The sequence below is a fragment of the Buttiauxella massiliensis genome, assembly GCF_902500225.1.
Classification (GTDB): domain Bacteria; phylum Pseudomonadota; class Gammaproteobacteria; order Enterobacterales; family Enterobacteriaceae; genus Buttiauxella; species Buttiauxella massiliensis.
The window spans coordinates 26,216-52,577 of record NZ_LR722656.1; the positions used below are offsets into that span (position 1 = coordinate 26,216).

The 26,362-nt window shown below is 49.3% G+C and carries 21 protein-coding genes, 1 tRNA gene and 3 pseudogenes; 14 read left to right on the top strand and 11 right to left on the bottom strand.

Going from position 1 to position 26,362, the window contains the following annotated elements; translation table 11 throughout:
• Positions 1 to 123: 123 nt before the first annotated feature.
• The 3 genes and pseudogenes from GC128_RS23125 to GC128_RS14510 form a co-directional block, all read left to right on the top strand.
• Entirely contained in the window at positions 124 to 330 is a 207-nt protein-coding gene (locus GC128_RS23125) for a hypothetical protein (protein ID WP_151994919.1), read from the top strand.
• Position 331: 1 nt separating this feature from the next.
• A complete protein-coding gene (locus tag GC128_RS14505) occupies positions 332 to 1,102 on the top strand; it encodes a hypothetical protein (protein WP_151994920.1) in 771 nt (256 codons plus the stop codon).
• Between the two features lie 193 nt (positions 1,103 to 1,295).
• A pseudogene (locus GC128_RS14510) lies at positions 1,296 to 2,030 on the top strand (IS4 family transposase); the annotation flags it as partial.
• A gap of 298 nt (positions 2,031 to 2,328) precedes the next feature.
• Here the strand turns inward: GC128_RS14510 and GC128_RS14515 are convergent.
• The 5 genes and pseudogenes from GC128_RS14515 to GC128_RS14535 all read right to left on the bottom strand — a co-directional run bounded on the left by GC128_RS14515 (position 2,329) and on the right by GC128_RS14535 (position 9,478).
• Positions 2,329 to 3,627 carry a glycoside hydrolase family 28 protein gene (locus GC128_RS14515; RefSeq protein ID WP_151994922.1) on the bottom strand — a complete coding sequence of 433 codons (1,299 nt, stop codon included), beginning with the start codon at positions 3,625 to 3,627 and terminating at the stop codon, positions 2,329 to 2,331.
• The gene (locus GC128_RS14520; protein ID WP_151994923.1) at positions 3,627 to 5,159 is read right to left on the bottom strand and encodes an MFS transporter; all 1,533 of its coding nucleotides are present in this window, start codon (positions 5,157 to 5,159) and stop codon (positions 3,627 to 3,629) included. The genes GC128_RS14515 and GC128_RS14520 overlap by 1 nt, the downstream gene beginning before the upstream one ends.
• 637 nt (positions 5,160 to 5,796) lie before the next feature.
• Positions 5,797 to 6,355 (bottom strand): annotated as a pseudogene (locus GC128_RS14525) (IS5 family transposase); the annotation flags it as partial.
• A gap of 344 nt (positions 6,356 to 6,699) precedes the next feature.
• The gene (locus GC128_RS14530; RefSeq protein ID WP_151994924.1) at positions 6,700 to 7,728 is read right to left on the bottom strand and encodes a LacI family DNA-binding transcriptional regulator; all 1,029 of its coding nucleotides are present in this window, start codon (positions 7,726 to 7,728) and stop codon (positions 6,700 to 6,702) included.
• Positions 7,694 to 9,478, bottom strand: a complete 1,785-nt coding sequence (locus GC128_RS14535; protein WP_151994925.1) for a solute:sodium symporter family transporter — start codon at positions 9,476 to 9,478, stop codon at positions 7,694 to 7,696. Before GC128_RS14535 ends, GC128_RS14530 begins: the two co-directional genes overlap by 35 nt.
• Positions 9,479 to 9,688: 210 nt before the next feature.
• On the opposite strand from GC128_RS14535, the gene araD reads away from it, so the two are divergent.
• From araD to GC128_RS14570, 7 genes are read left to right on the top strand one after another with little or no spacing between them, the layout of a single operon-like run.
• Positions 9,689 to 11,443, top strand: a complete 1,755-nt coding sequence (gene araD, locus GC128_RS14540) for an L-arabinonate dehydratase (protein ID WP_151994926.1) — start codon at positions 9,689 to 9,691, stop codon at positions 11,441 to 11,443.
• A 10-nt stretch (positions 11,444 to 11,453) separates the two neighbouring features.
• Complete coding sequence (locus tag GC128_RS14545) at positions 11,454 to 12,245, top strand: HpcH/HpaI aldolase family protein (RefSeq protein WP_151994927.1); 792 nt, start codon at positions 11,454 to 11,456, stop codon at positions 12,243 to 12,245.
• Positions 12,246 to 13,142: an aldose 1-epimerase gene (locus GC128_RS14550; protein ID WP_151994928.1), complete on the top strand. Its 897-nt coding sequence runs from the start codon at positions 12,246 to 12,248 to the stop codon at positions 13,140 to 13,142.
• A complete protein-coding gene (locus GC128_RS14555; protein WP_151994929.1) occupies positions 13,135 to 14,013 on the top strand; it encodes an SMP-30/gluconolactonase/LRE family protein in 879 nt (292 codons plus the stop codon). The genes GC128_RS14550 and GC128_RS14555 overlap by 8 nt, the downstream gene beginning before the upstream one ends.
• On the top strand, positions 14,010 to 14,879 hold the full coding sequence (locus GC128_RS14560; protein ID WP_151994930.1) for an NAD(P)-dependent oxidoreductase: 870 nt from the start codon (positions 14,010 to 14,012) through the stop codon (positions 14,877 to 14,879). The genes GC128_RS14555 and GC128_RS14560 overlap by 4 nt, the downstream gene beginning before the upstream one ends.
• Positions 14,880 to 14,902: 23 nt before the next feature.
• Positions 14,903 to 15,670, top strand: a complete 768-nt coding sequence (locus GC128_RS14565) for an SDR family NAD(P)-dependent oxidoreductase (protein ID WP_151994931.1) — start codon at positions 14,903 to 14,905, stop codon at positions 15,668 to 15,670.
• Between the two features lie 12 nt (positions 15,671 to 15,682).
• Positions 15,683 to 16,579 carry a sulfite exporter TauE/SafE family protein gene (locus GC128_RS14570; protein WP_151994932.1) on the top strand — a complete coding sequence of 299 codons (897 nt, stop codon included), beginning with the start codon at positions 15,683 to 15,685 and terminating at the stop codon, positions 16,577 to 16,579.
• A gap of 287 nt (positions 16,580 to 16,866) precedes the next feature.
• On the opposite strand, the pseudogene GC128_RS14575 reads toward GC128_RS14570, so the two are convergent.
• Together GC128_RS14575 and GC128_RS14580 are read right to left on the bottom strand one after the other, a co-directional pair.
• Positions 16,867 to 17,103, bottom strand: a pseudogene (locus tag GC128_RS14575) (Arm DNA-binding domain-containing protein); the annotation flags it as partial.
• Positions 17,104 to 17,299: 196 nt separating this feature from the next.
• A tRNA-Phe gene (locus GC128_RS14580) sits at positions 17,300 to 17,375 on the bottom strand.
• Positions 17,376 to 17,811: 436 nt separating this feature from the next.
• On the opposite strand from GC128_RS14580, the gene GC128_RS14585 reads away from it, so the two are divergent.
• Positions 17,812 to 19,947: an ornithine decarboxylase gene (locus GC128_RS14585; protein WP_151994933.1), complete on the top strand. Its 2,136-nt coding sequence runs from the start codon at positions 17,812 to 17,814 to the stop codon at positions 19,945 to 19,947.
• A 141-nt stretch (positions 19,948 to 20,088) separates the two neighbouring features.
• Here GC128_RS14585 and GC128_RS14590 read toward each other — a convergent pair whose 3' ends face one another.
• From GC128_RS14590 to mutY, 4 genes are all read right to left on the bottom strand, one after another.
• Positions 20,089 to 21,342, bottom strand: a complete 1,254-nt coding sequence (locus GC128_RS14590; RefSeq protein ID WP_151994934.1) for a nucleoside permease — start codon at positions 21,340 to 21,342, stop codon at positions 20,089 to 20,091.
• Between the two features lie 258 nt (positions 21,343 to 21,600).
• Complete coding sequence (gene mltC / locus GC128_RS14595) at positions 21,601 to 22,677, bottom strand: membrane-bound lytic murein transglycosylase MltC (protein WP_151994935.1); 1,077 nt, start codon at positions 22,675 to 22,677, stop codon at positions 21,601 to 21,603.
• A gap of 63 nt (positions 22,678 to 22,740) precedes the next feature.
• Positions 22,741 to 23,013 (bottom strand): oxidative damage protection protein, encoded by a 273-nt coding sequence (locus GC128_RS14600; RefSeq protein ID WP_034460971.1) that lies wholly within the window; start codon positions 23,011 to 23,013, stop codon positions 22,741 to 22,743.
• Between the two features lie 2 nt (positions 23,014 to 23,015).
• Complete coding sequence (gene mutY / locus GC128_RS14605) at positions 23,016 to 24,101, bottom strand: A/G-specific adenine glycosylase (RefSeq protein WP_151994936.1); 1,086 nt, start codon at positions 24,099 to 24,101, stop codon at positions 23,016 to 23,018.
• Positions 24,102 to 24,252: 151 nt separating this feature from the next.
• Here mutY and trmB point away from each other — a divergent pair, with 151 nt between their 5' ends.
• The 3 genes from trmB to GC128_RS14620 all read left to right on the top strand — a co-directional run bounded on the left by trmB (position 24,253) and on the right by GC128_RS14620 (position 26,285).
• Positions 24,253 to 24,972 (top strand): tRNA (guanosine(46)-N7)-methyltransferase TrmB, encoded by a 720-nt coding sequence (gene trmB, locus GC128_RS14610; protein ID WP_151994937.1) that lies wholly within the window; start codon positions 24,253 to 24,255, stop codon positions 24,970 to 24,972.
• On the top strand, positions 24,972 to 25,298 hold the full coding sequence (locus tag GC128_RS14615) for a YggL family protein (protein ID WP_120063048.1): 327 nt from the start codon (positions 24,972 to 24,974) through the stop codon (positions 25,296 to 25,298). Before trmB ends, GC128_RS14615 begins: the two co-directional genes overlap by 1 nt.
• 270 nt (positions 25,299 to 25,568) lie before the next feature.
• The gene (locus GC128_RS14620) at positions 25,569 to 26,285 is read left to right on the top strand and encodes a YggN family protein (protein ID WP_064516157.1); all 717 of its coding nucleotides are present in this window, start codon (positions 25,569 to 25,571) and stop codon (positions 26,283 to 26,285) included.
• Positions 26,286 to 26,362: the final 77 nt, after the last annotated feature.

The following is a 26,362-nucleotide window of genomic DNA, read 5'->3' on the forward strand; positions in this document are numbered from 1 at the left end:
TCCCAAACAGCCAATAGCAAAGCGCCCGCCATCGGTGGGTGCGTGTAAAGTTGAGGGTTTTCAGTATTACCTTAAGGCATAGCCATCATTCATCTACCAGACTTATCCTTTTTCTTAATAAGGATGTCACGCGATGCGCCATTTTTTATGTCGATCTTCTCAAGCCCGGAATCGTTGCTCCAGGTCATAAGCCACCAGGAAATTATTGAAGCTCTGGAGGATGGCGACCGGATTATTATTGACCAGGATGGTTACGCTTCGGTCAATTTTAAAAGCAAAGAGGTGCGACAGGATTTCCTGCGCCATGTTAATGCTTTGAAGAGGGCATAACATGGGTACGGCGATATTCATGGTGCTTATGGTTTGTGGTTACTGGTATACCAGCCGCGACCTGTCTACACGTTTTAAAATTAAGCGTTCATTCGGTTGGGATGTTTATTTTCTTGTCGCGCTTTATGGCTGCATCTTCGTCCTGCAAGGCGTGCTCGCGACCGGGCTAATCTGGCTGCTGCTGCTCGCACTCTCTTTCGGAGTGAACACTTTCCATCTTACGCCGGAGAAATACGCCAATTGGCAAATTGAATTTATGAACTGGAGTTTTCTCGGTATTCAGGCTCCGGTGATTGTCATGCTGGCGTTTGCTATCCTATTTTGTCTCTATCGTTCTAACTGGGCGGGCAGCGCGAGGCTGGACGGCGAAGGCAGGAAAAAGCTTTATAAGCGCCTGGCGCAATCGAGTGGTATCGAACAGCTGCTTTATCAGTGTATGGAAGAGGGCGAACTGGCGCTGGTAACGTTGAAATCGAGGCGGATTTATATCGGTATGATTCATACCGCCACTCTGGAGTATGAAAAGACTGCAAATATTGTGTTGATCCCGATGCTGAGCGGCTATCGTGACGGCAAGAACATGAATCTGTGTATCGAGCATAACTACAGCAACTGGTACGCCGGCCATGACATCACGCTGGATTCAGAGCCGAAGAGCGCCATGGCGTTCAGAAAGGTCATTATGCTGAATCAGATTGAGAGCCTTTCGCTCTTTGATCCTGCCAGTGCCAGCGCGCTTGCCATGGAGCAGCACCCTGAGAAAATAGATTGAGGTTTGATGAGTCCCAGTTCGAATTATCTAATCTCATGCAGATTTGTCGGATGACGCTGAGGCTTATCCGAATCCCCAAAGCAAAAAACCCGCCATAGGCGCTGAGGAATCCCCAGTAACAGGCGGGTAAAAAAGACAGGCATAGAGTTATGTGATCTACTGGTTGTGCTAACAAATCAGGGAGATCACCTCTATGCCTGCTCGCCAAGTATGCCAGAAGTTTTTTCTGGACGCTTTAGCCCCGTTTCATCAGTACCGTCAAAATGCCCTTCTTGATGCCACCGTTGCTTTAGTCCGCGGCGCTTCTCTTACACTGACCAGCATCGGACGCCATCTCCCTGGCCACGCGCAGGTTAAACACAAAATCAAACGGGTTGACCGGTTACTCGGTAATACCGCACTGCATCATGACATCCCACTGATATTCAATAATATTATTTCTCTTCTGACTCAGCGACTGTCGTGGTGTGTGATTGCTGTTGACTGGAGTGGCTATCCTTCACAGGAATACCATGTGCTGAGGGCAAGCCTGATTTGTGACGGGCGTTCCATCCCTCTCCTGAGCAACATTGTTCCCGCGGCAAAACAACAAAATGCACAAGTGCAAAAGGTGTTTCTCAACACGCTCCGTGATGCCATTGCACCCGATAAAAAAGTCATTATCGTCACCGATGCAGGCTTTCAGAATGCCTGGTTTCGCCACATCAGAAGCCTGGGCTGGGATTTTATGGGCCGGGTCAGGGGTAATATTCAGCTTCGCTTACAGGAAAAAGGTGAACAATGGCTTAGACGGCAGTCGCTTACGGCCAAAAGAAAGCCTGAATACCTGGGGCCGGGTACGCTGGCACGCGCTGAATATGCTCAGTGTGACGGTCACTTTTATCTTCATAAAAATGAGGCTAAAGGGCGAAAAAACAAGCGGGGTCGTTGCCGCTGCCGAAAGAGCCTGACAGAAAGCGCCCGATATCCGTACTAAGGACTTGCGTCCCTGACAACGTAAATAGCGACAACCCGCGTCCCACATAACGTTATAGCCACAACACAACTGACTCAGTTCCTGCGCCACAATCGCGAAATAGCGTACTCAGCACTTCACCGCCTGACGAATGTTCCCCGGAGAAACCTGCGGCCGGCCTCATCGGATCTGTCAATATGAGTTCACCGGAACGTTACGTTACTGCGTTAATGACCCGGCTCGCAAGGAGCCGGGTCATTAACGGAGGGTTTTAGAGGAATTTTACATTCTTCGCGTTGATCACTTTGATGCCGCGATCATTATCGTGGAAATGGCCTTCTGTCGGTTCGCTATTCCACGTCTCCAGCAGTTGGTCTCCCGTTGCCAGTGAATATGTAAAACTACGAATGAGGACGTTTTCAATTGGGGCTTCCGGAAGCCCCACAATGAATGCCGCCGTAGAACGGATATTGGTTGCCACCACGTCGGTAATCTCAATATCTTTGATGAAAGGAGTCATTGGCGTAATCGGTTGTGGTTGTTCAGATAACGTCGTTTCGCGCTCTTCCGGGAGAACTCCCGGCGCGAAATACTGACCAATAACGATGGGGCACCAGCAACCATCCATTTGCAAATTATGCAGGGCAATGTTCTTAATCACGCCCCCTCTGCCACGCCTTGATTTCAGGCGGATTGCCCGCTGTGTTCCTTCAAAAACACAGTCGCTGACTGACACATTTTCTATGCCGCCTGCGGTCTCTGAACCAATGGCAATGCCGCCGTGGCTTGCCAGGATTCGGCAGTTTCTGGCAACAACATTTTTGGTTGGAATATTTATCCGCAACCCATCCAATCCAGAACCTGATTTCAAGGTAATGGCATCGTCACCGACATCAAAAAGACAATTTTCAATGAGCACATCCTGAGATGAATCCAGGTCAATGGCATCGGTATTAATGGCATCCGCAGGGTTCAAAATACTCATGCCGGAAATCACAATGTCTTTTGAATAGACGGTATGCAGCGTCCAGAACGGTGAGTTCTGCAAGGTAAAATCTTGCAGGTTTATATTATTGCACTTCCAGAATTGCATCAGTGGAGGGCGCAAGAACTGAGTTTGTGGCCGTGCACCACCGCCTGGGCGGGACTGGTAATCTGGATTCAGGGCGGCTAACGCCAGCTCCCACGGCTCACAAGGCGTAGTCCGGTCAATTTCTTCAATATGCCGGAAAGTGTCCCACCACCATTGCCCCGCACCATCAATAATTCCTTTTCCGCGAACAGTAATATTGCTGGCATCATTCGCGTACACGAGGGGGTGCATGGCGTAACACTCAATGCCTTCCCAGCGCGTCCAGATAGGGGAGTAAAGGGCCGGTTCTGGGATGAATTGAATAACTGCACCTTCTTCAAGCGTAATAATCAGATTACTGTGCAGCGTAATTGGCCCCGTTTTATAAATCCCGGCGGGGAAAACCAATTCTGTAACCTTAGCGGGTTGCGTTGCATCTATTGCTGAATCAATCGCGTTTTGTACGGAGTTATAATCTGTTGCAATATATTTAGTCATTATTTGTTCGCGTCCCAAATTTCAGCATAAGAATAGCCCGTCAAATCTTCAACGACAGTACGGGTTTTACTATCGACATTTTTCTTTTCCCCGCCATTTTTCAGGCGATCCATTTCATCTTTAATGATTTTATGAGTTTCAGGATTGAGGTTGAATGTGCGTACCAGATACAACGAATAAATTAAACACACCATTGGGATGGCAATAAAAGCAATCACTATTGCCAGCAGGGCGCTGTCTGTTTGCACCGCGAGTGACTTATCAAACCCGCCCAAAGCAAGGATCCAGCCAACTGTCGCTGAGCCAATGGCACCTGTGAGTTTGCGGGTGAACGTCTGGCAGGCGGCGAATGTTCCGGCGCGCAATTTAGTTGAGACCAGTGAATCCACGTCTGGAACCAGTGGGATGACGTTCCAAACGGTGTATTCCATAGTTTGACGGCCAATCTGGAATAAAGCGGTTAACACCAGAATCGTTATAAATGCTGCAGAGTGTGACAGATGAATGTTCATAATGTGCAGGCCGAGATAATAAACCAACACGGCAATCATCAGCGAAAATGCGACCGTCCACAGCCATTTCGGCCCGAATTTGTACATAAAGAAGGTGGCAATAGGGACAACAATTAATCCGATAATAGAAAGCGATGATGCAGTTTGCGCCATTGCCTGTGAAAGTCCGAGAACGAAAGCAACGTAGAAGAAAAATACCGTATTGAAGCAATCTTTAGCGAAATAGGAGACAAAATAAATAGTACACACTCTGCGGCAAGCTTTCGTTTTTAAAACATTCTTATATTCGCGCAGCGCATAGAGAAAGTTTTTCTTCTCGCTGGTTTTAGTATCTTGCTCGAACTCTTCGACATATTTAGGTGAAAATTCCCAGGTGGTAAAATAGGTAATTAATGTACCGATACAAAGCGCAATACCAAAAACGATACCCGAGATGGTGTAGGCTTCTGCGCTATCATTACCCAATGTGGATAACAAAATAGCTGGAAGACCGGTTACTGCAAAGGTGCCAAATGCGGAGATAAACATGCGGACTGAACTTAATTTCACTCGCTCCCCGGCTTTATCGGTCATTTCTGTTGCCAGCGTTTCGTAGGCAATATTATTAAATGACTGAGCCGTATCCAGCAGGAATAATACGATGAAATACCACATGTACGAACCGACTTGTACCATAAACAGCAACGGGAAACACACGACTGTCAGAATGGCACCTACCAGAAACAGGGCGTGACGGCGGCCCAGTAAGCGGCCAATTTTTGTGCGGAATAAATTATCTGAAACACCGCCAATGACGCCGCAGACAATCATATCAAGAATTTTCAGAGCGAATAACATAGTGCCAACTAAACCTGCATTCAGCCCGGCGTAGGTGGTTAAAAACAGCATGAGATATGAACCAACCAGAGTCCCCCACGCTGAACCATTCAGGTCATTCATGCCATAGCCTAATGAGCGAAGCATGGTGATGGGCTTTTTGGTATATACGCGCATGTTATTATAGTTAAGAGGTTCCATCATTTTTTCCTTGTTAATGGAAATTTCAAAAGCAATAGATGTTATAACGAACGATTTCAGGGAAGTATCTATTAACCGCCTGCTGCTTGCCATTGCGTAATTTCATTTTCTGGTTGAGATAATTCTTAAGCATGCGCTGGATCGCAAAACGGAATTAAATGTCCATATTGATGATGTTTACATTAAGATTACATATTGGAAACAAGCTGCCAGTTTGAGAAAAATATCGCTTATAAAGATTAAATATTATTGTTTAGCCATTAAATCAATGTCGGGGAAGTAGGGGGTGAATGTAATCGGGCTGGATGTTATTTTGTTTGCGATATAAAATATCGATAAAAAAGCATTTTAAAATGTGCTAAATAATTGTGGTTACAAAGTTGATTAATTCAGTAAAACACCATTGAGCACAATAATGGTGCGTGATACACCAGGTTAGTACATAAAAATGCCTTAACGTGGAGCCAGGCCGCCAAACGAGTGCTTCAGCAAATAGGCACGTTTTTTCATAGCCTTTATTACGGCAAGCCGGGAGTCTTCCCATAAGTCTTGGAAAATATTCAGTACAGGCAAAGAGACCTGAATGCTCACTGGGCATTCAGGTCTTTTTTATTCCAGGCAATGATGCAGCATGCAACATCGCTTCATAGCCTTTATCCATACACAGGTGGAGCTTTTGCCGGATCTGCCTGTCTGAAGGACGGCCAGGGTATCAGCAGCCAGCCTTATGTCGTGGGTATTCGTCTCCGCAACAAACTGTGGGAGCGGAAGCCCATTCGCGTCGATCATCAGGCTAGGTTTTACTCCCTGTTTACCCCTGTCTGTGGGATTGCGGTCTGTTTTTTTTGATCCTGCCAGCGGGGATTTGGTCATACAGCCGTCCATCGATAACCATGACCAGTCGATGGCATCCAACTGCCCGCAGGCAAGCAAGCCGTTTTGCCAGAACCGTTCAAAAATCCCGGCGTCACGCCATTCCTAGAAACGGCGATGAGCTGAGCTTGATGAGCAGATATGTGTAGCCTTCAGCGTATTCCACTGGCAACCCGTTCTAAGCACTTAGAAAATGGTGTTCATTGCAGCACGATTATCAACGAGTTTACGATGCGTACCCAACGGGTGGCTGGTTTTGTGCTCAGGGAGAAGTGGAGCCTCTTTTCCCTGAGTTCATCGCTGATCTGCCACTTGTTGCTTGCCATATTTTTCCCTCAGAAATTGACATTATTTATTAAATGACAATTCCTTTTGGGATAGATTCTAAGCATGTGAATGGAGATAAAACGGGTAGAGCTGAGAACAGTAACGGTGGTTTTTATTTCTGACATTCCTGCGTAACCCCTCCAGTGACTCCCACCAAAAATCAGATTTCACGTAGTTCTCCAAGCATGTTAAACCCCGTCGTCACTATTCCAATACAAGACGCTTAGCTCATGAACCTGTCATACCCAGTGTTTCTAGCGATGCACCGGAGCGGACTTTTATGTCGTCATCAATGTGAATGTTCATAGGGGGGGCGGTCGGAAAATTAAGTAAAACCACAAAATCAGAACGGCAAGTTGGTACTGTCACGGGGGATGATTTCGAAACCGACATCGACAATCTCTCCTTGATAGCTCTCATCTCCACTCATTTTTAACATCATTTCGGCTGTTTTGGCGGCCATATTATCCGCATTGAGATTGACGCTCGATAAAGAGTAGGGGGCCAAAAATGCACTGGCCGGGAAGTCACCGAAACCCAGAATACTCAGCTGTTGCGGAACCTGAATCTTCTTATCGAACGCTTCCATCAAAAGTGCACTGGCAATCGCATCACTGGAACAAAAAATACCGTCTAATCCCCGTTCCTTGACCAGTGTTTTCATCAGCAAAGAACGGCTGGCCTGATAAATGTTATCAGTACGTGGAATATCCACCACCACGTGTTGCAGACCATGGGTTGATAGTGCTGCCATAAAGCCCTGATATCGCTTCTGAGCACGAATATCTTCATTAAAGCGCGTTGTAAAATAGGCCAGTTTTTTACACCCAGACTCAATCATAAACTGCGCAGCCTGAAAACCGACATGCGTGTGGTCGTTCCCCACTTGTGCCGGGAAGTGGTCGCCTTCTATTTGCCACATCTGAACCACTGGCGTTCCGCTGTTTTGCAGCATTTTCACAGTGGAAGGATTGTGGTCGGCACCGGCAATAGCGATGACGGCGGGTGACCATTGCAATATGGCTCTGACCTGCTCTTCTTCTTTATCCAGACTGTGATCATGCGAGGCTATCGACAGTTGATAGCCTGCCGCACTGACGGTGCGCTCAATTTGCTGGATAACACGGCTGAAAATAATGTTCGAAATAGACGGCACAATCACCGCCATGCTGCTGCTGCGTCCACCGGTAAACTGGCTCGCTATCTTATTGTGGACATAGCCTAGCTCATTAATAGCAGCCTGAATTTTCTTGCCTGTTTTAACCGAAACCTTTTCGGGATAACGGACAAAAAGCGAAACCGTAGAAGGTGAAACATTCGCCAGATTGGCAACATCATCAAGTTTTACTGCTTGTCGTGATCTCTGGCGCATTTTGATAACTCACTTTAGTTTCCGGTTCCGTGTGCGTTGCTCTGTTTTTCGTCTGCACATCACGTTTTTTCAGCCAGCCCATGAGTATCAAGGCAAACAACCAGACTGCGGCAATCAGCAGTGGGTAACTTTCTGGAACGCCAGCCGTGTTTGCGATACCCAGAGGCGAAAGAGTGATGTAAAGGCTGACCATAGTGGCGAGCATCATAACACTGGCTGTATTCGCATACCGCCATTTTTCCATTGGAATGGGCGGTGATTTGAGCGCGGGCTGGTAATCTTTACGCGGTTTTATCTTCCCTATAATCAACATCATGGCGATTTCTGCAACGAACAGAATTCCCATCATATGGATGTAGTGAATGGGAAGCACCTTATCCAACCCGGAGAAGGTATAAATACTGTAAGCGACAATATGGAACACCAGAGTCAGCTTGGCAGCAGACGCTGGAACCCGGCGGTTGAGAAAACCAATCAGGATAATGGCGATTATCGGGATACTATAAAAACCGGTGAAACGGCGCATCAGGTCAAATATTCCATTCGGCGTATTTAACAGTAACGGGGCGATAGCAATGGAAATCAAAGAAAAGGCGATCGAGGCAATTTTACCCACACGCACCAGTTTCTTCTCATCTGTACAGCCCGTAAGTGGGCCATAGAGATCGATAACAAACAGCGTTGCACTGGAATTAATAATGGAATTGAAATGGCTGATAACGGTGCCAAAAATAGCCGCAGCAAACATCCCAATCAGCCACCAGGGCAGCACGGTTTTTACCAACATCGGATAAGCAAAATCACCGTGAGCCAGGCTATTGCCAAACAAGTTCAATGCTATCAGTCCAGGTAACACCATCACGATTGGCACCAGCAGTTTGATGGTGCCAGCCAGCAATACGCCTTTCTGGCTTTCCGCCAGCGATTTTGCACCCAGGGTACGTTGAATGATCATCTGGTTGGTACACCAGTAGAACAGGTTAGCGCAAAGCATCCCGGTAAAGATGGTGCTGAAAGGGACGCTCGAATTACTGTTTCCGATGGCGTTGAGCTGTGCAGGATTGTTTCTGAGTAGCGTTTTCGCACCTTCGAGGAACGAACCGTCACCGAGCATCACTAACCCCAGAATAGGGATCAGCAGGGCTGCGAGCAGCAGGATGACACCGCTTATCGTATCTGAAACGGCCACCGCTTTAAGGCCTCCGGCTGTGGCATATAGCCCGCCCACCACGCCCATCGCCAGAGACAAAATGGCAATCGCCCAGGAATAGGAAATATTCAGACTGTCATGGAAATTGAACATGGAATCCATCGTAATGGAGCCCAGATAAAGGCTACAGGGGTTTGCCATAACGGCATAGCCGATGAGCAGCATAATACTCACCATGCGGCGAGTATTGACGTCAAAACGTTCTTCCAGAAATTGCGGCATGGTGGTGATGCCACGGCGCAAATAGCGCGGTAGGAAGAAAATGGCCATGGCGATAGTGGCTACTGCCGCTGTGCTTTCCCACGCCATCCCACTGATATCAAACTTATAGGCATTGCCATTGAGTCCAACCAGCTGTTCAGCGGACAAGTTTGAGAGCAGCAATGAACCCGCGATAAAATACCCTGACAAACCGCGTCCTGCCAGAAAAAAACCTTCCACTCCAGATTCCGAAATTCCTTTTGTTTTTCTATATGAATATAGCGCTACGATTATTAAAAAAAGAAAAAAAGTCGACAAAGTCACAAGGAGTGTGGCCATGAACGTGTCTCCGATAATACGATTTTCTCACTATTGCATGCCTTTCTATCGGTGTGTAATCGAAAAGGCATAAATTTTGAAGAAGATTATGAAAACCACTCAATAACTAATGTTTATTAGAGGTTGATCACAGAATCTGTTATTTGCATCTTGTTAATCGTAGCGCTACGAATATACCGTAAAGGCAACTTCAGAACACAGGTCAGGATCATGACATTCAACCAAACCAGCCTTAACCGGCTTGAGATTTCACAACTGCGCAGTCAGCGTTGGTATGCACCTGACACCATTCGTGCATTTGCTCACCGCCAGCGTAGCCAGCAAATGGGGTTCAGCCGTGACGAATTTATGGGCAAACCTGTTATTGGGATCATCAATACCTGGAGCGACCTGAGTCCTTGCCATTCTCATCTGCGTGAGCGGGCAGAAGCCGTTAAACGAGCTGTGTGGGCTGCGGGTGGTTTTCCTGTCGAACTTCCTGCTCTGTCCGTGGGCGAAGTGCTGGTTAAACCGACCACCATGCTTTATCGCAATTTCTTAGCGATGGAAGCGGAAGAATTACTGCGCCAGCATCCGGTTGATGGTGCTGTGCTGCTGGGGGGTTGTGATAAATCAACGCCAGCGCTGCTGATGGGCGCAATTTCCATGGATATTCCGGTGCTGTTTTGCCCGGCAGGGCCAATGTCTTCCGGCAAATGGCGCGGTCAAAAGACCGGTGCGGGTACCCATACCAAGAAATATTGGGATCAACTGCGTACCGGCGCTATCACGCAGCATGACTGGGTCGAACTGGAAGGCGCGATGACGCGTTCCATTGGCACCTGCAATACGATGGGAACGGCTTCGACCATGACATCCATTGCTGATGCCATGGGGTTCATGCTTCCCGGTGCCAGCTCTATTCCTGCGGCAGATTCACGCCATGTGCAAATGGCTGCGCAGTGCGGAAAAACCATTGTGGATATGGTGTGGCACGACCATAAACCTTCCCGCTGGCTGACCCGCGACAACTTCCATAATGGCATCGTGGCCTATATGGCATTGGGTGGCTCAACCAACGCAGCCATTCATTTGATCGCCATGGCTAATCGCGCGGGCATTACCCTGACGCTTGAAGATATGGAAGCGGTTGCCCGCGAAGTACCAGTGCTGGCAAACCTGTTCCCGTCAGGCGACCAACTGATGGAAGAATTTTTCTTCGCCGGTGGCCTGATGGCGCAACTGAAGAAAATCTCACACTTCCTCAAACATGATGTGGTGGGTGTGCTCAATACGCCTGTCAGTCAGTGGATCTCTACGGCTGAATGCTATGACGACAACGTTATTCGTGGTCTCGATAATCCTGTTGTTCCTCTTTCTCAGGGCTGCGCACTGACGGTGCTCAAAGGCAATTTATGCCCGAATGGCGCGGTAATGAAATCTTCTGCGGCAAAACCTGAGTTGCGCCAGCATCGCGGTCCGGCACTTGTTTTCGATACCCACCAGGCACTGTCCGAACAAATTGACCACCCAGATCTGGACATCACTGCAGACACGGTACTTATCTTGCGAAATGCAGGGCCAGTGGGCGCACCGGGAATGCCGGAGTGGGGTAATCTGCCTATCCCTAAAAAGCTGTTGCAACAAGGTGTGACCGATATGGTGCGCATCTCTGATGCCCGAATGTCTGGCACGCATTATGGCACCTGTATTCTGCATGTTGCCCCAGAGGCAGCAATTGGCGGGCCGCTAGCACTGGTCAAAACTGGCGACATCATCGAACTGGATATTACGGCTGGCACATTGAATATGCTGGTTTCCGATGAAGAGTTAACGACTCGTCGCGCAAATCTCCAGCCAACACACCGCGTCTATGGCCGCTCTTATGCCGCGCTGTACCAACAACATGTGACGCAGGCCAATGAAGGCTGTGACTTCGACTTTCTTCAGTCCGGCAGCGACGTGCCGGAACCTCCTATTTATTAAGGAAATAATTATGAATCCGTTTAAAGAAGCAATCGGTCACGGCCCGGTTTTACTGGGCACCTGGATGATGACAGGCAGCGATACTGTTGCTGAAGCTATGGCAACAGTGGGCTTTGATTTTCTGGTGTTGGATCAGGAACACGTTCCGGTTGATACCCTGGATGCAATCCGAATTGACCGCGCTATTCGTGGTGTTAGCTCAACAACCACGCCGTTGTACCGTCTGGCATGGAACGATACCGTGCTGATCAAACGTGCGCTTGATGGCGGTGCAACTTCGCTGATGGTGCCGTTTATCAATACCGTTGACGATGCGCAAAAGGCTGTTGAGTCAGCTTACTATCCTCCGCTGGGTAAACGTGGTTTTGCCGCTGTACACCGTGCTTCACGTTACGGTAGCAACCCTGAGTTTATTCGCCAGGCGCGTGAAGATTTATGCCTTATCTTGCAACTGGAAACCCCGGAAGCCATCGAAAACCTGGAGCAAATTGCGGCTATTGAAGGTGTGAGTGGTCTGTTTATTGGCCCGGGCGATCTTTCGGCTTCAATGGGCTACCCTGGCAACCCTTCACACCCTGAAGTCCAGGCGAAAATCAAAGAAGGCATCGATAAGTGTAAAGCGCTGGGCGTGCCTTGCGGGATCGTTGGGGGAAACCCTGAACTCGCCAACAAATACCAGAGCATGGGCTTCAGCTTCGTCGCGCTCGGCTCTGACATGAGCTATTTACTGGCGCGTGCCAAAGAGCAATTGGCCGCCATTCGTGGTGAAAAACTGACTGTGTCCGGTGGCGAGGTCTACTAAGTGACTCCGCTTATCAGCCAATCCCATGGGGATTTAACACTGGTACTCGCGCCGGAACTGGGCGGCGCGATTGCCGCACTACGCTGGCGTGGAAATGACATTTTTCGCCCATTACCTGAAGAGGGTGAGCAACGGGCCAACTTGTCAGGATGTTTCCCGCTGGTGCCCTATTCCAACCGGATTGCCCAGGGGCGTTTCCTCTTTCAGGGGCAACAGGTCACGTTGAAGAAAAACTTCGGTGACCATCCTCACCCCTTACATGGGAATGGCTGGTTAAACGCGTGGGAACTCACGGCGCAAACGTCAGACAGCCTGACGTTGTCATTGGATCACTCGGCAGAAGGGGCTTCTTTTGAAGACTGGCCGTGGCCTTTCAGGGCGACTCAGGTCTTTGCACTGACGAATAGCGCTCTGCAAATTACGCTGAGCATCAGCAACCTTGCAGAGCAGTCGGTTCCCGTGGGTTTAGGTTTTCACCCTTACTTTGCCAATGCGGCAGATTGCGAAGTGCAGTTTATCGCTCAAAAAGTCTGGCTGAATAACAACGACTCACTGCCCGCCAGTGAAGTCGCGACGCCTGAATGTTGGAATTACGAGGCGTTTCGACGCCCGCTTCCGGCCACTGTTGATAACTGCTTTACCCAATGGAATGGCAGTGCCGTTGTGCGTTGGCCGCAGCGCAAAATTCAGGCACGAGTTTCTTCTCCTGACGCACGTAATGCGGTGTTTTTCACCCCCGTAGTCGGGAAAAATTTCGTGGCTATTGAACCGGTCACACACATCAACAATGCCATCCATTTATTCCCGGTTGACGGGAAAGACCAGGCTATGAACCTGCTCGCGCCGGGCGAAAGTATGTCCGTGACGATGCATATTGAGGTTTCCGATTATGAATAACCCGAGCGTACTTTTTGATTACGTCGGCCATCTGCCTGAATGCCCAACCTGGAGTGCACAAGAAAGCAGCCTCTACTGGACGGATATTCTCGAAAAACAGATCCACTGCTACCACGTTTTGACGGGTGAACATCAGATTTTCCATTTCGATGAAGAAGTCGGCTGTTTTGCGTTACGTGAAACTGGCGGATTTATCGTGGCGATGCGCAGCGGTATTTACCTGACGGACAGCTCCGGGGCTATCCAGCAGAAAGTTTGTGATAACCCGAATAACCCTGCACTTGCGCGCTTCAATGATGGCGGTGTGGACCAGGATGGGCGCTTCTATGCAGGCACTTACTGGGCTCCGCGTGATTTTAATGGTGCGTTGCTTTGCCGGGTAGATGCTTCTCTTAAAGTTCGAGTGTTGCAGTGCGACATTCTGGGGGCTAACGGTCTGGCATTCAGCAGTGACCGCCAGTGGATGTATTCCACTGATACGCCGAATCACGTTATGTACCGTACTGCGCTGGATAGCGAAGGAAACCCCGGCGTACGTCAGGTATTTAAAACCTTCCCTGTGGGTTCAGGTCGCCCGGATGGCGCGGCGATGGACATCGAAGGTCACTACTGGACGGCAATGTTTGATGGTCACCATATCGCCCGTATTTCACCCGAAGGCGAGATAGTAGAAACCTACAAGTTGCCTGTGCGCTGCCCAACCATGGTCTGTTTTGGTGGGAGCGACATGAAAACCCTTTATATCACCACCACCCGGGAAAACATGACCGCGGATGAAATCGCTCTGCGTCCACTTTCCGGTTCATTATTTACCCTGCAGGTAGCAGTTGCAGGTCTTGCCAAACCAAAATTTAAAGAGACAACAAAATGAAAACTATCGGTTTTATCGGGCTGGGCCTGATGGGCGAAGCGATGTCAAAAAATATCGTGGCGAAATTTGATGGCAAGGTTGCGGTATATGACCTCAATCCTGATGCGGTGGCTTCTTTAGTTTCAGCGGGTGCAACGGCTGGTACCTCTGCAGAAGAAATTGCTCTGACGGCTGACGTTATTATCACCATGGTGCCGCGTTCAGAGCATGTTCAGGCTGTTTATGCGCAGATGATGCCATTCCTGCGTAACGGGCAAATCCTGATTGATATGTCGACGATTGACCCTGCGGTTTCACAGGCCGTTGCCCGCCAGGTGGCTGAAACAGGTGCAACAATGCTGGATGCGCCAGTGGTGAAATCTGTTCCGGCGGCGATTAAAGCTGAGCTGGGCATTTATATCGGCGGCTGCCGTGAGAGCTATCAGAGAGTCAGTCACATCCTGGCGATGATGGGCTGCAATCAAATCTATATGGGCGAAAACGGTAGCGGTCTGGTGATGAAGGTTCTGCATAACCTGCAGGTTGCCGGCATCCAGAACACCGTGAACGAAATGCTGGTGGCGGCGGATCATTTTGGCATTGCCAAAGCTGATTTCCAGCAAGCGATCTCCTATGGCGGCGCGAGCAATTTCTACCTCACCAGCAAAATTAACAGCCTGATCGCCGAAGATTACAGCACAGCGTTCTCTTTACAGAATATGGCGAAAGACGTGGGCATCATGAAAACTTTGCTGGATGAATCTGGCCTGAATCTTCCGGGTGTTGGACTGGTGAAAACCGTTTATGAGCAGGGGCTGGCTTCCGGTCTGGGCGGTGAAGATTTCTGCGCCACTTATAAAGTCGTAAAACAACAATCGCAACACTGATACAGGGTGACAGGAATAACATCATGAATTATCAAGATTATGTTCAGTACGGATCATTAAAAAACAAAGTTGTCGCCATCACCGGCGGCGCCAGCGGGATTGGCGAAGAATTGGTTCGCGCTTATGTTGCGCAGGGTGCAAAGGTCGCATTTATTGATTTTGACCGTGAAGCGGGAAAGCGTCTGGCCGATGAGCTTAACTGCCTGTTCCTGTTCTGTGATGTGACTCAACTTGAAATGCTCAAAAGCTGCTTCGATGAAATCGCAAGCCAATTGGGTAGCGTAGATATTCTCGTGAACAATGCGGGAAGTGATGATCACCATAAGATTGAAGATCTCACCGAAGAGTATTTTAACAACCGCATTAATGTGAACCTGCGCCACCAGTTGTTTGCCATTCAGTATGTGATGGAAGGTATGACGCAAAAAGGCTCAGGAAGCATCATTAACATGGGCTCAATCAACTGGATGCGCGGCCGCCCTGGGCGCGTTTGCTATTCGTTGTCAAAAGCAGCGATTCACGGCTTTACTCGCACATTAGCGCAGGAATTAGGCGCGCGTGGGATCCGTGTGAACAGCCTGGTGCCAGGCGCTATTCGCACACCAAAACAGGAAGCAATGTGGGCGAAACTCGATCCGGCTGCAGTGAACCAGTTCGTTGAGTTGCAGGCACTGAAAATTCGTCTTGATGGCAGCCATTGTGCCCGTCTGGCGCTGTTTTTAGGCTCGGATGAATCCTGCGGTTGTACGGGGCAGGATTTCGTGGTCGATGCCGGACTGAGCCTCAACTAAAAGGAGACGAAGATGGAATTCTTTGCCTTTTTTACCCCGGACGGTTTGCAGCTGGAAACATCCACGGCGATTATCGTTATCGCCCTGATGTTCATGTATACCTTTGTGGGCGTCTGCGCCGGGTTTGGCGGTGGGTTGACAACCATGCCGCTGATTACTTTGCTGCTGCCAGTGAAAATGGCCGCGCCGATGTCGGTTATTGTGGGGACAGCCACGGCGCTTTACGCCACCTGGCTTTCACGCAAAGAAACTGACTGGAAATCTGCCGCAGTGCTGATTGCCTTTTCTCTGCTGGGGATCCCGGTCGGGTTGTATGCGTTGTCTTATCTGCCTGACCATATAATGAAAGTGGGCCTCGGCGCCTTCCTGATCATTTACTCATTTTACAGCCTGTTTATTCCACGTTTGCCGGTGTATGACAAACGCTGGATTGCGGCGCCAATGGGGGCGGTAGCAGGGGCATTGGGTGCTGCGTTTTCAACTAACGGGCCACCAGTTGTTATCTACGGCATGCTGCGTAACCTAGGACCAGCTGCATTCCGTGGAACACTGAATGCGTTCTTTACGGCGAATAACATCGCCATTATCGGCGGGCTGGTCACCGGCGGTATCCTGACGATCTCAACCATCAAGTTGGTGATGTTCTGCATCCCAACCATGATCCTCGGGTCAATTGTTGGGCAATACGTTCACAAACGAATTCCTGTCAGCGTGTTCCGCATTATGGTGTTTATCTTGCTGATTGCCTCGGGCGCGATGCTGATAAAAGGTGCCACTGGAGCTTCTGCTCTGTTGGTATTAGGGCCGGTATTTGCCGTACTGGTTCTGGCGCAGGTGCTGTTTGGTAAGAAAGTTGCTGCAATTCGTGCTCAGGAAGAATTGCGCAAAGCGAGTATGGTTAAAGAGTAGACATTCAAACGAATCTCTTCTTCGGAAGGGATTCGTTTTATCTATAGAGAAATACTCTTTCGATTCTGTCGTGTTAACAGAGAGTGTTCTGAAAGATTCGTGTTGTGGATCCCTATCAGGGTGTGTTTTGCCGAATGGTATTTTCGAGTGCGGAAGTCGGTTCGCAAGCAGAGGTGTTGGCACACTGAACCAGCAAGGTTTGCATCTTTTTGTTGCCTTGCTTACTGCCGTTTCTTATAGCGATTACCAACCCTGAACTTAAACAAATAATCGGTGCTGCGCAGGTGAATGTCTGCTGCAATCAGCTTTCTGGCTTCATCACGCTTTTCACGGGCTTCTGATAATGAAACCTCGGGATAAACACCCAGATCGAGCGTTTTCTCCTTCCCGAGAAAGCGATAGCGCAGTCGCTAGTAACGGGACCCATTAGGGTGGACAAGTAAAAACATGTTGCCACTGTCGGCAAGTTTATAAGATTTCTCATCTGGTTTAGCCGCGCGGATTTTAGCGTCGGTGAATGCCATGGAGAGGTCTCCTGGTCGTATGAAGGGGTATGAATATTATCGAATCAGACTATACCCTCATTTGTACCCGCACAAGCGGCTTGATGTGGGGAGAGTTGGGTTGAGTTCGGTGGAATTAAATAAGTGGTGAGGTGCTGATTCTGGCGGGCTTAGAATGCAAAAACGGACCTCCGTGGAGGTCCGTTGATATGAATAGTGGTGCCCGGACTCGGAATCGAACCAAGGACACGGGGATTTTCAATCCCCTGCTCTACCGACTGAGCTATCCGGGCAACGGGGCGCATTAAACCGTAAAGGCCGTTTGGCGTCAACGGTTTTGTGTTAATAAGCCGTGCGTTTGCACGAATAATGTGCTCCAGGTAGCAGCGCTGTCTTGAACCACAGGTCAGAAGGTGCCATGATTGCGCGAAATTTCACACATCTGCAACGGGGCGCTTATTGATGTTTATAGTCAATGTTTACCGGCATCTCTCGATGGCGCTCGTTCACCTCTCGCTCGTATCCCGAAGACCCTTGCTCACCATGCGGTGAGGGCAACGCACCTTCACTGTAGGACATCAGTAAAATCAGGCGATGCCTGTTTTTACTGATGTCTGGCGGTCGGAGTGGGTATTATCCTTCAGACCATCAAGACACATTCGCCGGGGAATGCTCCCTTTGCTGTGCCATAAGGCACTCACTCATCCTTGACCTCTGGGATTTGTGCATATGAAATCTTTAAAAATTGCCGCGAGCCACGATGTGGTTACAACTCTGTCCACGCATCGTGAAGTGGTTGCGCTTGATAGCACAGACTTCACTGATATTGCCGCTGTTGTTCTTTCTGTATCCGATAGCCGCAGCGGTATTCTTGCGTTGCTTAAACGGACTGGTTTTTCGATACCCGTTTTTCTAGCGGCTGATGCATGGTCAGGCGAGCAGGAAGGTATTACGGGACTGATCACCGGCAAAGCGCAGGACTATCTGGAGCTCGAAACCGCCGCTACAGATTATGAAGAAGGCTTGCTTCCTCCGTTTTTCGATACGTTGACGAAATATGTCGCGATGGAAAACAGCACTTTTGCCTGCCCGGGCCACCAACATGGTGAGTTTTTTAAAAAGCACCCGGCAGGGCGCCAGTTTTATGATTTCTTCGGTGAGAATCTTTTCCGCGCAGATATGTGCAATGCCGACGTTAAACTCGGGGATCTGCTGATCCATGAAGGGTCGGCCAAACATGCACAGAAATTTGCCGCCAAAGTATTTAATGCCGATAAAACTTACTTCGTTTTAAACGGTACCTCGGCTGCAAACAAAGTCGTGACCAATGCGTTGCTGACCCGTGGCGATTTGGTCCTATTCGATCGCAATAACCATAAATCAAACCATCACGGTGCATTGATTCAGGCGGGGGCGACGCCGGTTTATCTGGAGGCGTCTCGCAACCCATTTGGTTTTATCGGTGGAATCGATGCGCACTGTTTTGATGAAAAGTATTTGCGTGAATTGATTGCAGAAGTTGCACCAGAACGTGCCCAGCAAAAACGCCCGTTCCGTCTTGCAATTATCCAGCTCGGTACTTATGACGGCACGGTTTATAACGCACGCCAGGTAGTGGATAACATCGGCCATCTTTGCGATTACATTCTGTTTGATTCAGCCTGGGTTGGTTATGAGCAATTCATCCCGATGATGGCTGATTGCTCGCCACTGCTGTTGGATCTTAACGAAAATGATCCAGGCATTTTTGTTACGCAATCGGTGCATAAACAGCAGGCTGGATTCTCGCAAACTTCGCAGATCCACAAGAAAGATAACCATTTGCGCGGGCAAGCGCGTTTTTGCCCACACAAGCGGCTGAACAATGCTTTCATGCTGCACGCTTCAACCAGCCCGTTCTACCCGCTGTTTGCGGCTCTTGATGTGAATGCGAAAATTCACGAAGGGGAGAGCGGCCGCCGCCTGTGGGCTGAGTGTGTCGATCTGGGGATTGAAGCGCGTAAAGCGATTATCGCTAACTGCAAGATGATCAAACCGTTTATTCCACCGGTAGTTGCGGGCAGGCCGTGGCAGGATCACCCAACTACAGCAATTGCCCAGGAACGCCGTTTCTTTAGCTTTGAGCCGGGTGAAAAGTGGCATGGTTTTGAAGGCTATGCGCAGGATGAATATTTTGTCGATCCTTGTAAGCTGCTGCTAACTACACCGGGAATCGATCCCCATACTGGGCAATATACGGACTTCGGTGTACCTGCGGCGATTCTCGCAAACTACCTGCGTGAAAACGGTATTGTCCCCGAAAAAGCAGATCTCAACTCAATTCTTTTCCTGCTGACACCTGCGGAAAGCGCGGAGAAGATGGCGCATTTGGTAGCGATGCTGGCTCAATTTGAACAGCATATTGAAGATGATACGCCGCTGGTGGATGTGTTGCCGACGATCTATCAGAAGTATTCCCAACGCTATAAAGGCTACACGCTGCGTCAACTTTGCCAGGAGATGCACGATCTGTACGTCAGCTTTGAAGTGAAGGATCTGCAAAAAGCGATGTTCCGTAAAGCCAGTTTCCCTGCCGTTGCCATGAACCCACAGGATGCCAACAGCGAGTTTATTCGCGGCAATGTGGAACTGGTGCGCCTGAGTCAGTCAGAAGGGCGTATTGCAGCGGAGGGAGCGTTGCCGTACCCACCGGGCGTGCTTTGTGTGGTGCCAGGCGAAGTCTGGGGCAGTGCCGCGTTGCGTTATTTCCTGGCGCTTGAAGAGGGCGTGAATATGTTGCCGGGCTTCTCGCCGGAGTTGCAGGGCGTGTATAGCGAAACGGATGCCGACGGAATTAAGCGTTTGTACGGATATATGATGAAATAACCGTCATACTTCAAGTTGCAGGTGCGTTGACTGCACCCGTGCGCCCCATTCACATAGTTACCTATGCTCCTGGGGACTTACGGTCTGGTCGCCTGCCTGCACCTCGAATTATTTAGGTTATTGAAACGAGTACCCTATCAATCAGACCGCTGGCTGAACGGCCACTGGCGTCCTGACATGTTTATATTTGAACAGTGCGACGAAGGCGAAGGCCAGCACCAGTGAGTAACCGGCGAAAATCAGCCATACGCTTTGCCAATCGGTAATTCCCGCCGTAGTGTAGTTCTCCACCACTTTACCGCTGACAATCCCGCCCAGGATGCAACCAAAACCGTTAGTCATCATCAGGAACATGCCCTGTGCACTGGCACGGATTTCTGGTCTCACCTCTTTTTCAACGAATACTGAACCGGAAATGTTGAAGAAGTCGAAGGCACAGCCGTAGACGATCATCGACATCACCAGCAACACAGTACCCATTGGTGATGGGTCGCCAAAGGCAAACAGACCAAAGCGCAGCATCCACGCCACGATACTGATAAGCATCACGTTTTTAATGCCGTAACGAATCAGGAAGAACGGAATCGTCAGGATAAATACGGTTTCAGAAATCTGCGAAATAGACATCAGCACCGACGCATGTTCGACAATAAAGCTACTGGCAAACAGCGGGTTCTGGTCAAAGCTGTGCAGGAAGGTATTACCGAACATATTGGTAATTTGCAGTTCGGCGCCCAACAGCATGGAGAAGATGAAGAAAATAGCCATGCGCTTGTTTTTGAATAACGCAAAAGCATCCAGCCCAAGCATTGAAGTCCAGCTCTGGTTTTTCTGCGCGTTGGCAACCGGGATATGCGGCAGCGTCAGAGTGAACAGGGCTAAAACGACGGACAGCGTTGCGCCGATATAAAGCTGCATATGGCTTAATTCAAAGCCTGAGAAGCTCACGCCCCACATGGCGAAGATAAAGCCAATGGTTCCCCAGATACGGATTGGTGGGAAGTCGCTGATAATATCCATTCCCGCTGATTGCAGGCGATAGTAAGAGATGGTGTTCACCAACCCAAGCGTTGGCATATAGGCCAGAGAGTTCAGCAGAATGACGATGAACATCGCGCTTGGCGTTGTGACCTGTGCGGCGAAATACAAGGTGATGGCACCGACAATGTGGCAAGCCGCGTAGAGCCAGCGCGCACTAACCCATTTGTCCGCAATAATGCCCAGTAACGTCGGCATGAATACCGCCGCAATACCTAACGAACTGTACACCGCGCCGATAGCTGCGCCATCGAACTTGAGGGTGACGAACATATAGGAGCCGAGCGTAGTGAGCCAACTCCCCCACAGGCAGAACTGCAGAAACGAAAGTATTTTTAGCTGCAGCTTAAGGTTCATGTAAATTTCCTCACAGGATTTTGGTGTTGAATGTTTCATTTCTAACATATGACATGAAATATGTTGTGAAAGTAACATTAGCAGTGCCGTGAAGTAATTTTTGGTACATTCAGCAAATAAATGAAAACATCCTCAAATTGCATTCGAAAATAGTGATTTGGGTTACACTTTTTGCGCAATCAGGCGATAAAACGGGAGAGGAGAGAGATATCTCCCACCGTAGAAACGGCTGGTGGGAGATAGGACAAGCATCAGAAATTAGCGTCGGCGGTAACTCTTTTGCGCGGTATTCACTTTGTAGAGATAGTTGCGTGATTCCGCTGAAGGGTGACGCGTAGTAAGAGTCTGATACACATCGCCCGGAGCCATGCTGTTGATAATGTTGTAGGCACGGTTCTTGTCGTTGTTGAACACGCGCAGCACGCTGCCAGCACCACCGTTATAAGCAGTTATCACAGCGTAGCGACGTGATGTTGGGTTATCAATTCCACTCAGGTAGCTGTTTTGCAAAATAGCCAGATAAGCAGTACCCGTATCGATATTGCTTTCAGGATCAAACAAGTAGCTGCGGCTTGGCTTACCCCATTTCCCCTGAGATTTAAATACATCAACCCCTGCGCTGTGCTGTACAACTTGCATCAAACCGAGCGCGTCTGCGTGGCTTACTGCGTATGGGTTGAAGCTTGATTCAGTCTGCATAATGGCCAGAATCAATGATTCATCGACACCGTATTTCTTCGATGCTTTACGCACCATGCCGATATATTTATGTGCACGTTTATCAAGGTGGTTTGGTACCAGATTGATAGTCACGCTATAAACAATTTTAAGCCCGGTACTACGGCTTTTCAGGCGAGTTTGCAGCAGATAGTCAGCAAATTTGGCAGCGCGGCCTTCCCAGCGAATTGCCTGACCGGTGTTATCAACAACCTGGCCATACAGGAACGGTTGTTTGGAGATCAACACATCGTTGGCATCGGAATAAAGATCGATAGAACCAGGATCGTCACCCATCAGCAAAGTAGTGATGATCGCCTGACGCAGATGCGCCGCAGGATCGGTGCCAGCAATGGTTTCAATGGTAATCGTACCGTCGTCAAAGTTGATATGGCTACGTGTCAGGTACTGGTCAGTATATTTTACGTAGTCTTTTGGACCCGCAATCAAAACTTCCTTCATACCCCAGATATTTTCGATGTTGTGAGCAAATTGCCCCATCAAAATATCGAAACCATTAGTGTCCTTAACAAAAGCTTCGTTATAGGAATCATCTTTTTTGCTCGAACAGGAGATGAGCAACGGGACAACCAGAGCTAGCGCGAGAAATTTTTTCATCGTTCCGTGTATACGTATGCTTGTGCTTGTTGGTTTGCATAAGGGCCGATGGCCCTCGTATTTTTATTTTTCTGGCGGCGTGTAGCCTTCGATGTGCACTTCTTTGCCTTCGAACAGGAAATTGACCATTTCAGCTTCCAGCTCTTTGCGATGCTCTGGATTCATCATGCTCATTTTACGTTCGTTAATCAGCATGGTTTGCTTTGCCTGCCACAACGCCCACGCTTCTTTAGAAATTTCGTTATAAATACGTTTGCCAAGTTCGCCTGGATAAAGTTGGAAATCCTGGCCTTCTGCGTCACGTTGTAGGTAAGTACAAAAAATAGTTCTGCTCATCATTATTCCTCTTCAACGGCTCGGGCCGCTTTTACGACTACCGGCTCGGCGTGCAATTGCTGTAATAAACGTTCTACAGGGGCGGCCAGTCCTACGGACGGTGGCTGCGCTAAGTTATACCAGAGAGCTGTTCCTTCATCCATGCACCCACTAAATGAAGGCACTGGGAGCCACATTGGGACGATGTCCAAATGGAAGTGGCTGAATGTATGGCGGAAGGCGGTTAATTGCGTGAGATTATCTGCTGGAATCTGTTGTTGTGCCAACCAGTTGCGCAGTTCATTTTCGGTTTCGAATTGTGGGAAACAGTACAATCCACCCCACAGACCAACTGGTGGACGCTGGGCAAGCAGTACGCTGTCCTGGTGCTGCATCATCAGTAAATAGCCGGTGCGTTCCGGTATTGTGACTTTAGGCTTCTTGCCTGGATAACTGGCCCAACTGTTATTGGCATAGGCCTCGCAGATATTATTCACCGGGCAAAGTTCGCATTTTGGTTTCGAGCGGGTACATACCATCGCCCCAAGATCCATCATTGCCTGGTTAAACTGGCTCACACCTTGTGCGGGCGTGACTTGCTCACTGATATCCCAAAGTTTCTTCTCAACATCTTTTTTACCCGGCCAGCCTCCAATGGCATAACAACGTGCAAGCACGCGTTTTACGTTGCCATCGAGAATCGGGAAGTGTTTACCGAGCGACAGAGAAAGAATCGCACCTGCAGTCGAGCGCCCAACGCCTGGTAGTGCAGCCACTTCTTCAAAGGTTTCCGGAAACACACCCATGTGAAGATTCGCCACCATTTGAGCTGCTTTATGCAGGTTTCGGGCGCGAGCGTAATAACCCAGCCCAGTCCATAGGTGCAGTACTTCATCAAGGGGGGCGTTGGCGAGATCTGTGACAGTCGGGAAGCGCTCCATAAAACGCTCAAAGTAAGGAATGACGGTCGCAACCTGAGTTTGTTGCAACATCACCTCAGACAGCCATACTTTATAAGGCGTTTTTTCGAGTTGCCATGGCAGTGTTTTGCGTCCGTATTTTTGGTACCAGTCGAGAACCTGGTGGGAGAATTGCGGCGCATGTGTCATTGTTACCTGGCATCCGATAAGAATATAAATTAGGGGGCTGATTCCAGCACAGACGACTCCGTGCTGTAAACCGGAACTTTCTGGTGCTTGCTTCTCATCATTAACTTTGGATAATGCCCGTTTCCCGAACACTAACGAAAGCTTGAACACCATGAAAAATGACGTCATCTCACCGGAATTTAATGAAGAAGGCCGCGCAATGCGCCGGATTCGTAGTTTTGTGCGCCGCCAGGGCCGCCTGACTAAGGGCCAGGAATTCGCACTGGAAAACTATTGGCCGGTGATGGGCGTTGAATATCAAGACGCGCCTGTTGATTTTGCCGAGTTGTTTGGCCGCGAAGCGCCAGTCACGCTGGAAATCGGTTTTGGCATGGGCACGTCGCTGGTGGCAATGGCGAAGGCTAATCCACAGCAGAACTTTTTAGGCATTGAAGTGCACTCGCCGGGCGTGGGCGCATGCCTTGCGACCGCTCATGAAGAGGGCGTTGAGAACCTGCGTGTGATGTGCCACGATGCGGTCGAAGTGCTGCAAAAAATGGTTCCTGACAATTCTTTATCCATGGTTCAGCTCTTTTTCCCTGATCCGTGGCACAAAGCGCGTCATAATAAGCGCCGTATCGTTCAAGTGCCGTTTGCCGAGTTCGTGAAAAGCAAACTGAAACTGGGTGGTGTGTTCCATATGGCAACCGACTGGGAACCTTATGCGGAACACATGCTCGAAGTGATGTCCTCTATTGATGGTTATAAAAACCAGTCAGAGACTAACGACTACGTACCGCGCCCGGATTCACGTCCGGTGACCAAATTTGAACAACGTGGCCATCGTCTTGGTCACGGCGTATGGGACTTAATGTTCGAGAGGGTAAAGTAATGGCAATTAATCGTAGCCGTCGTTTGCGTAAGAAAATGCACATCGACGAATTCCAGGAAGTGGGGTTCTCTGTTGCATGGCGTTTCCCGGAAGGCACCTCCGAAGAACAAATCGATAAAATCGTTGATGAATTCATTGATGAAGTTATCGATAAAAATGGGCTGGCTTTTGACGGCGGCGGCCACCTTTCTTGGGAAGGCTTAATCTGCCTGCAGGAAATCGGCAAATGCACCGAAGAGCATCAGGCTCTGGTGCGCAAATGGCTCGAAGATCACAAGGCAGAAGATGTTCGCACTAGCGAGCTGTTTGATGTTTGGTGGGATTGATATATACCCTAATCTTTCAAGCTGCACGTGCGTTGGCAATACTCGGCCCATCCCTGGGCCTCGCCCCTTTGGGGCCGCAGCGAGCTGCGTTCAAATCTGCTCCCGGCAGATTTGTCCTCGCTCACCCCAGTCACTTACTTAAGTAAGTGACTGGGGATTCACTGCGTCGCCGCCTTCCTGCAACTCGAAATCTGTGGGTATATGCAGAATAATCAGGTCGGTGAAAACCGGCCTTTTTTTTCTTAAATTTTTAGATGTTCAGGAGTCACTATGATTCGTAAGGCACTGATGGGCGTTCTGTTGCTTACCGCGATGCAGGCGCAGGCCGACTATAAATGCAGCGTCACGCCTCGCGATGACGTGGTAATCAACCCGCAATCCGTTCAGGTTGTTGGCGAAAATGGCAATCTGGTTATTGCCCCTGATGGCAGCCTAAAATTTAACGGCAAGCCACACACATTAAACGCAACGCAGCGCCAGTTGGCCCTGGATTACCAGAAAGCGTTGCGCACCGATCTTCCGTGGATCAACAACGGTGCACTGACCCGTGTTGAAAAGGGTCGTGTCGCGCTGGATAAAATCATCGCTAAAGAAGTGGGCGAGAGCAGCAATATGCGTGGCCGTCTGACTAAACTCGACGCGCAGCTTAAGGAGCAGATGAACCGTATTATTGAAACCCGCCCGGATGGTTTAACCTTCCACTATAAAGCGATTGATCAAGTGCGCTCCGAAGGGCAACAGTTGGTGAATCAGGCGATGGGCGGCATCTTGCAAGACAGCATCAACGAAATGGGTGCAAAAGCGGTTCTGAAAGGCGGCGGCAATCCGCTGCAAGGCGTGTTGGGTAGCCTCGGCGGGTTACAGACTTCGATTCAAAACGAGTGGAAGAATCAGGAAAAAGATTTCGAGCAGTTTGGCCGCGATGTGTGTAGCAAAGTGGTGACGCTGGAAGGGCAGCGGAAGGGTTTGGTCGAAACGCTGAAGTAATACCCTTCATACTTCAAGCTGCCTCTTTGTTGGCTGCGTGTCCTCGCCCAGGTCACTTACTTATGTAAGTTCCCTGG

Excerpts from the sequence above, each read along its gene's own strand:
- GC128_RS23125 (WP_151994919.1), top strand. The coding sequence starts at position 124 with ATGTCACGCGATGCGCCATTTTTTATGTCGATCTTCTCAAGCCCGGAA.
- GC128_RS14505 (WP_151994920.1), top strand. The coding sequence starts at position 332 with ATGGGTACGGCGATATTCATGGTGCTTATGGTTTGTGGTTACTGGTAT.
- GC128_RS14515 (WP_151994922.1), bottom strand. The coding sequence starts at position 3,627 with ATGACTAAATATATTGCAACAGATTATAACTCCGTACAAAACGCGATT.
- GC128_RS14520 (WP_151994923.1), bottom strand. The coding sequence starts at position 5,159 with ATGATGGAACCTCTTAACTATAATAACATGCGCGTATATACCAAAAAG.
- GC128_RS14530 (WP_151994924.1), bottom strand. The coding sequence starts at position 7,728 with ATGCGCCAGAGATCACGACAAGCAGTAAAACTTGATGATGTTGCCAAT.
- GC128_RS14535 (WP_151994925.1), bottom strand. The coding sequence starts at position 9,478 with ATGGCCACACTCCTTGTGACTTTGTCGACTTTTTTTCTTTTTTTAATA.
- araD (WP_151994926.1), top strand. The coding sequence starts at position 9,689 with ATGACATTCAACCAAACCAGCCTTAACCGGCTTGAGATTTCACAACTG.
- GC128_RS14545 (WP_151994927.1), top strand. The coding sequence starts at position 11,454 with ATGAATCCGTTTAAAGAAGCAATCGGTCACGGCCCGGTTTTACTGGGC.
- GC128_RS14555 (WP_151994929.1), top strand. The coding sequence starts at position 13,135 with ATGAATAACCCGAGCGTACTTTTTGATTACGTCGGCCATCTGCCTGAA.
- GC128_RS14560 (WP_151994930.1), top strand. The coding sequence starts at position 14,010 with ATGAAAACTATCGGTTTTATCGGGCTGGGCCTGATGGGCGAAGCGATG.
- GC128_RS14565 (WP_151994931.1), top strand. The coding sequence starts at position 14,903 with ATGAATTATCAAGATTATGTTCAGTACGGATCATTAAAAAACAAAGTT.
- GC128_RS14570 (WP_151994932.1), top strand. The coding sequence starts at position 15,683 with ATGGAATTCTTTGCCTTTTTTACCCCGGACGGTTTGCAGCTGGAAACA.
- GC128_RS14585 (WP_151994933.1), top strand. The coding sequence starts at position 17,812 with ATGAAATCTTTAAAAATTGCCGCGAGCCACGATGTGGTTACAACTCTG.
- GC128_RS14590 (WP_151994934.1), bottom strand. The coding sequence starts at position 21,342 with ATGAACCTTAAGCTGCAGCTAAAAATACTTTCGTTTCTGCAGTTCTGC.
- mltC (WP_151994935.1), bottom strand. The coding sequence starts at position 22,677 with ATGAAAAAATTTCTCGCGCTAGCTCTGGTTGTCCCGTTGCTCATCTCC.
- GC128_RS14600 (WP_034460971.1), bottom strand. The coding sequence starts at position 23,013 with ATGAGCAGAACTATTTTTTGTACTTACCTACAACGTGACGCAGAAGGC.
- mutY (WP_151994936.1), bottom strand. The coding sequence starts at position 24,101 with ATGACACATGCGCCGCAATTCTCCCACCAGGTTCTCGACTGGTACCAA.
- trmB (WP_151994937.1), top strand. The coding sequence starts at position 24,253 with ATGAAAAATGACGTCATCTCACCGGAATTTAATGAAGAAGGCCGCGCA.
- GC128_RS14615 (WP_120063048.1), top strand. The coding sequence starts at position 24,972 with ATGGCAATTAATCGTAGCCGTCGTTTGCGTAAGAAAATGCACATCGAC.
- GC128_RS14620 (WP_064516157.1), top strand. The coding sequence starts at position 25,569 with ATGATTCGTAAGGCACTGATGGGCGTTCTGTTGCTTACCGCGATGCAG.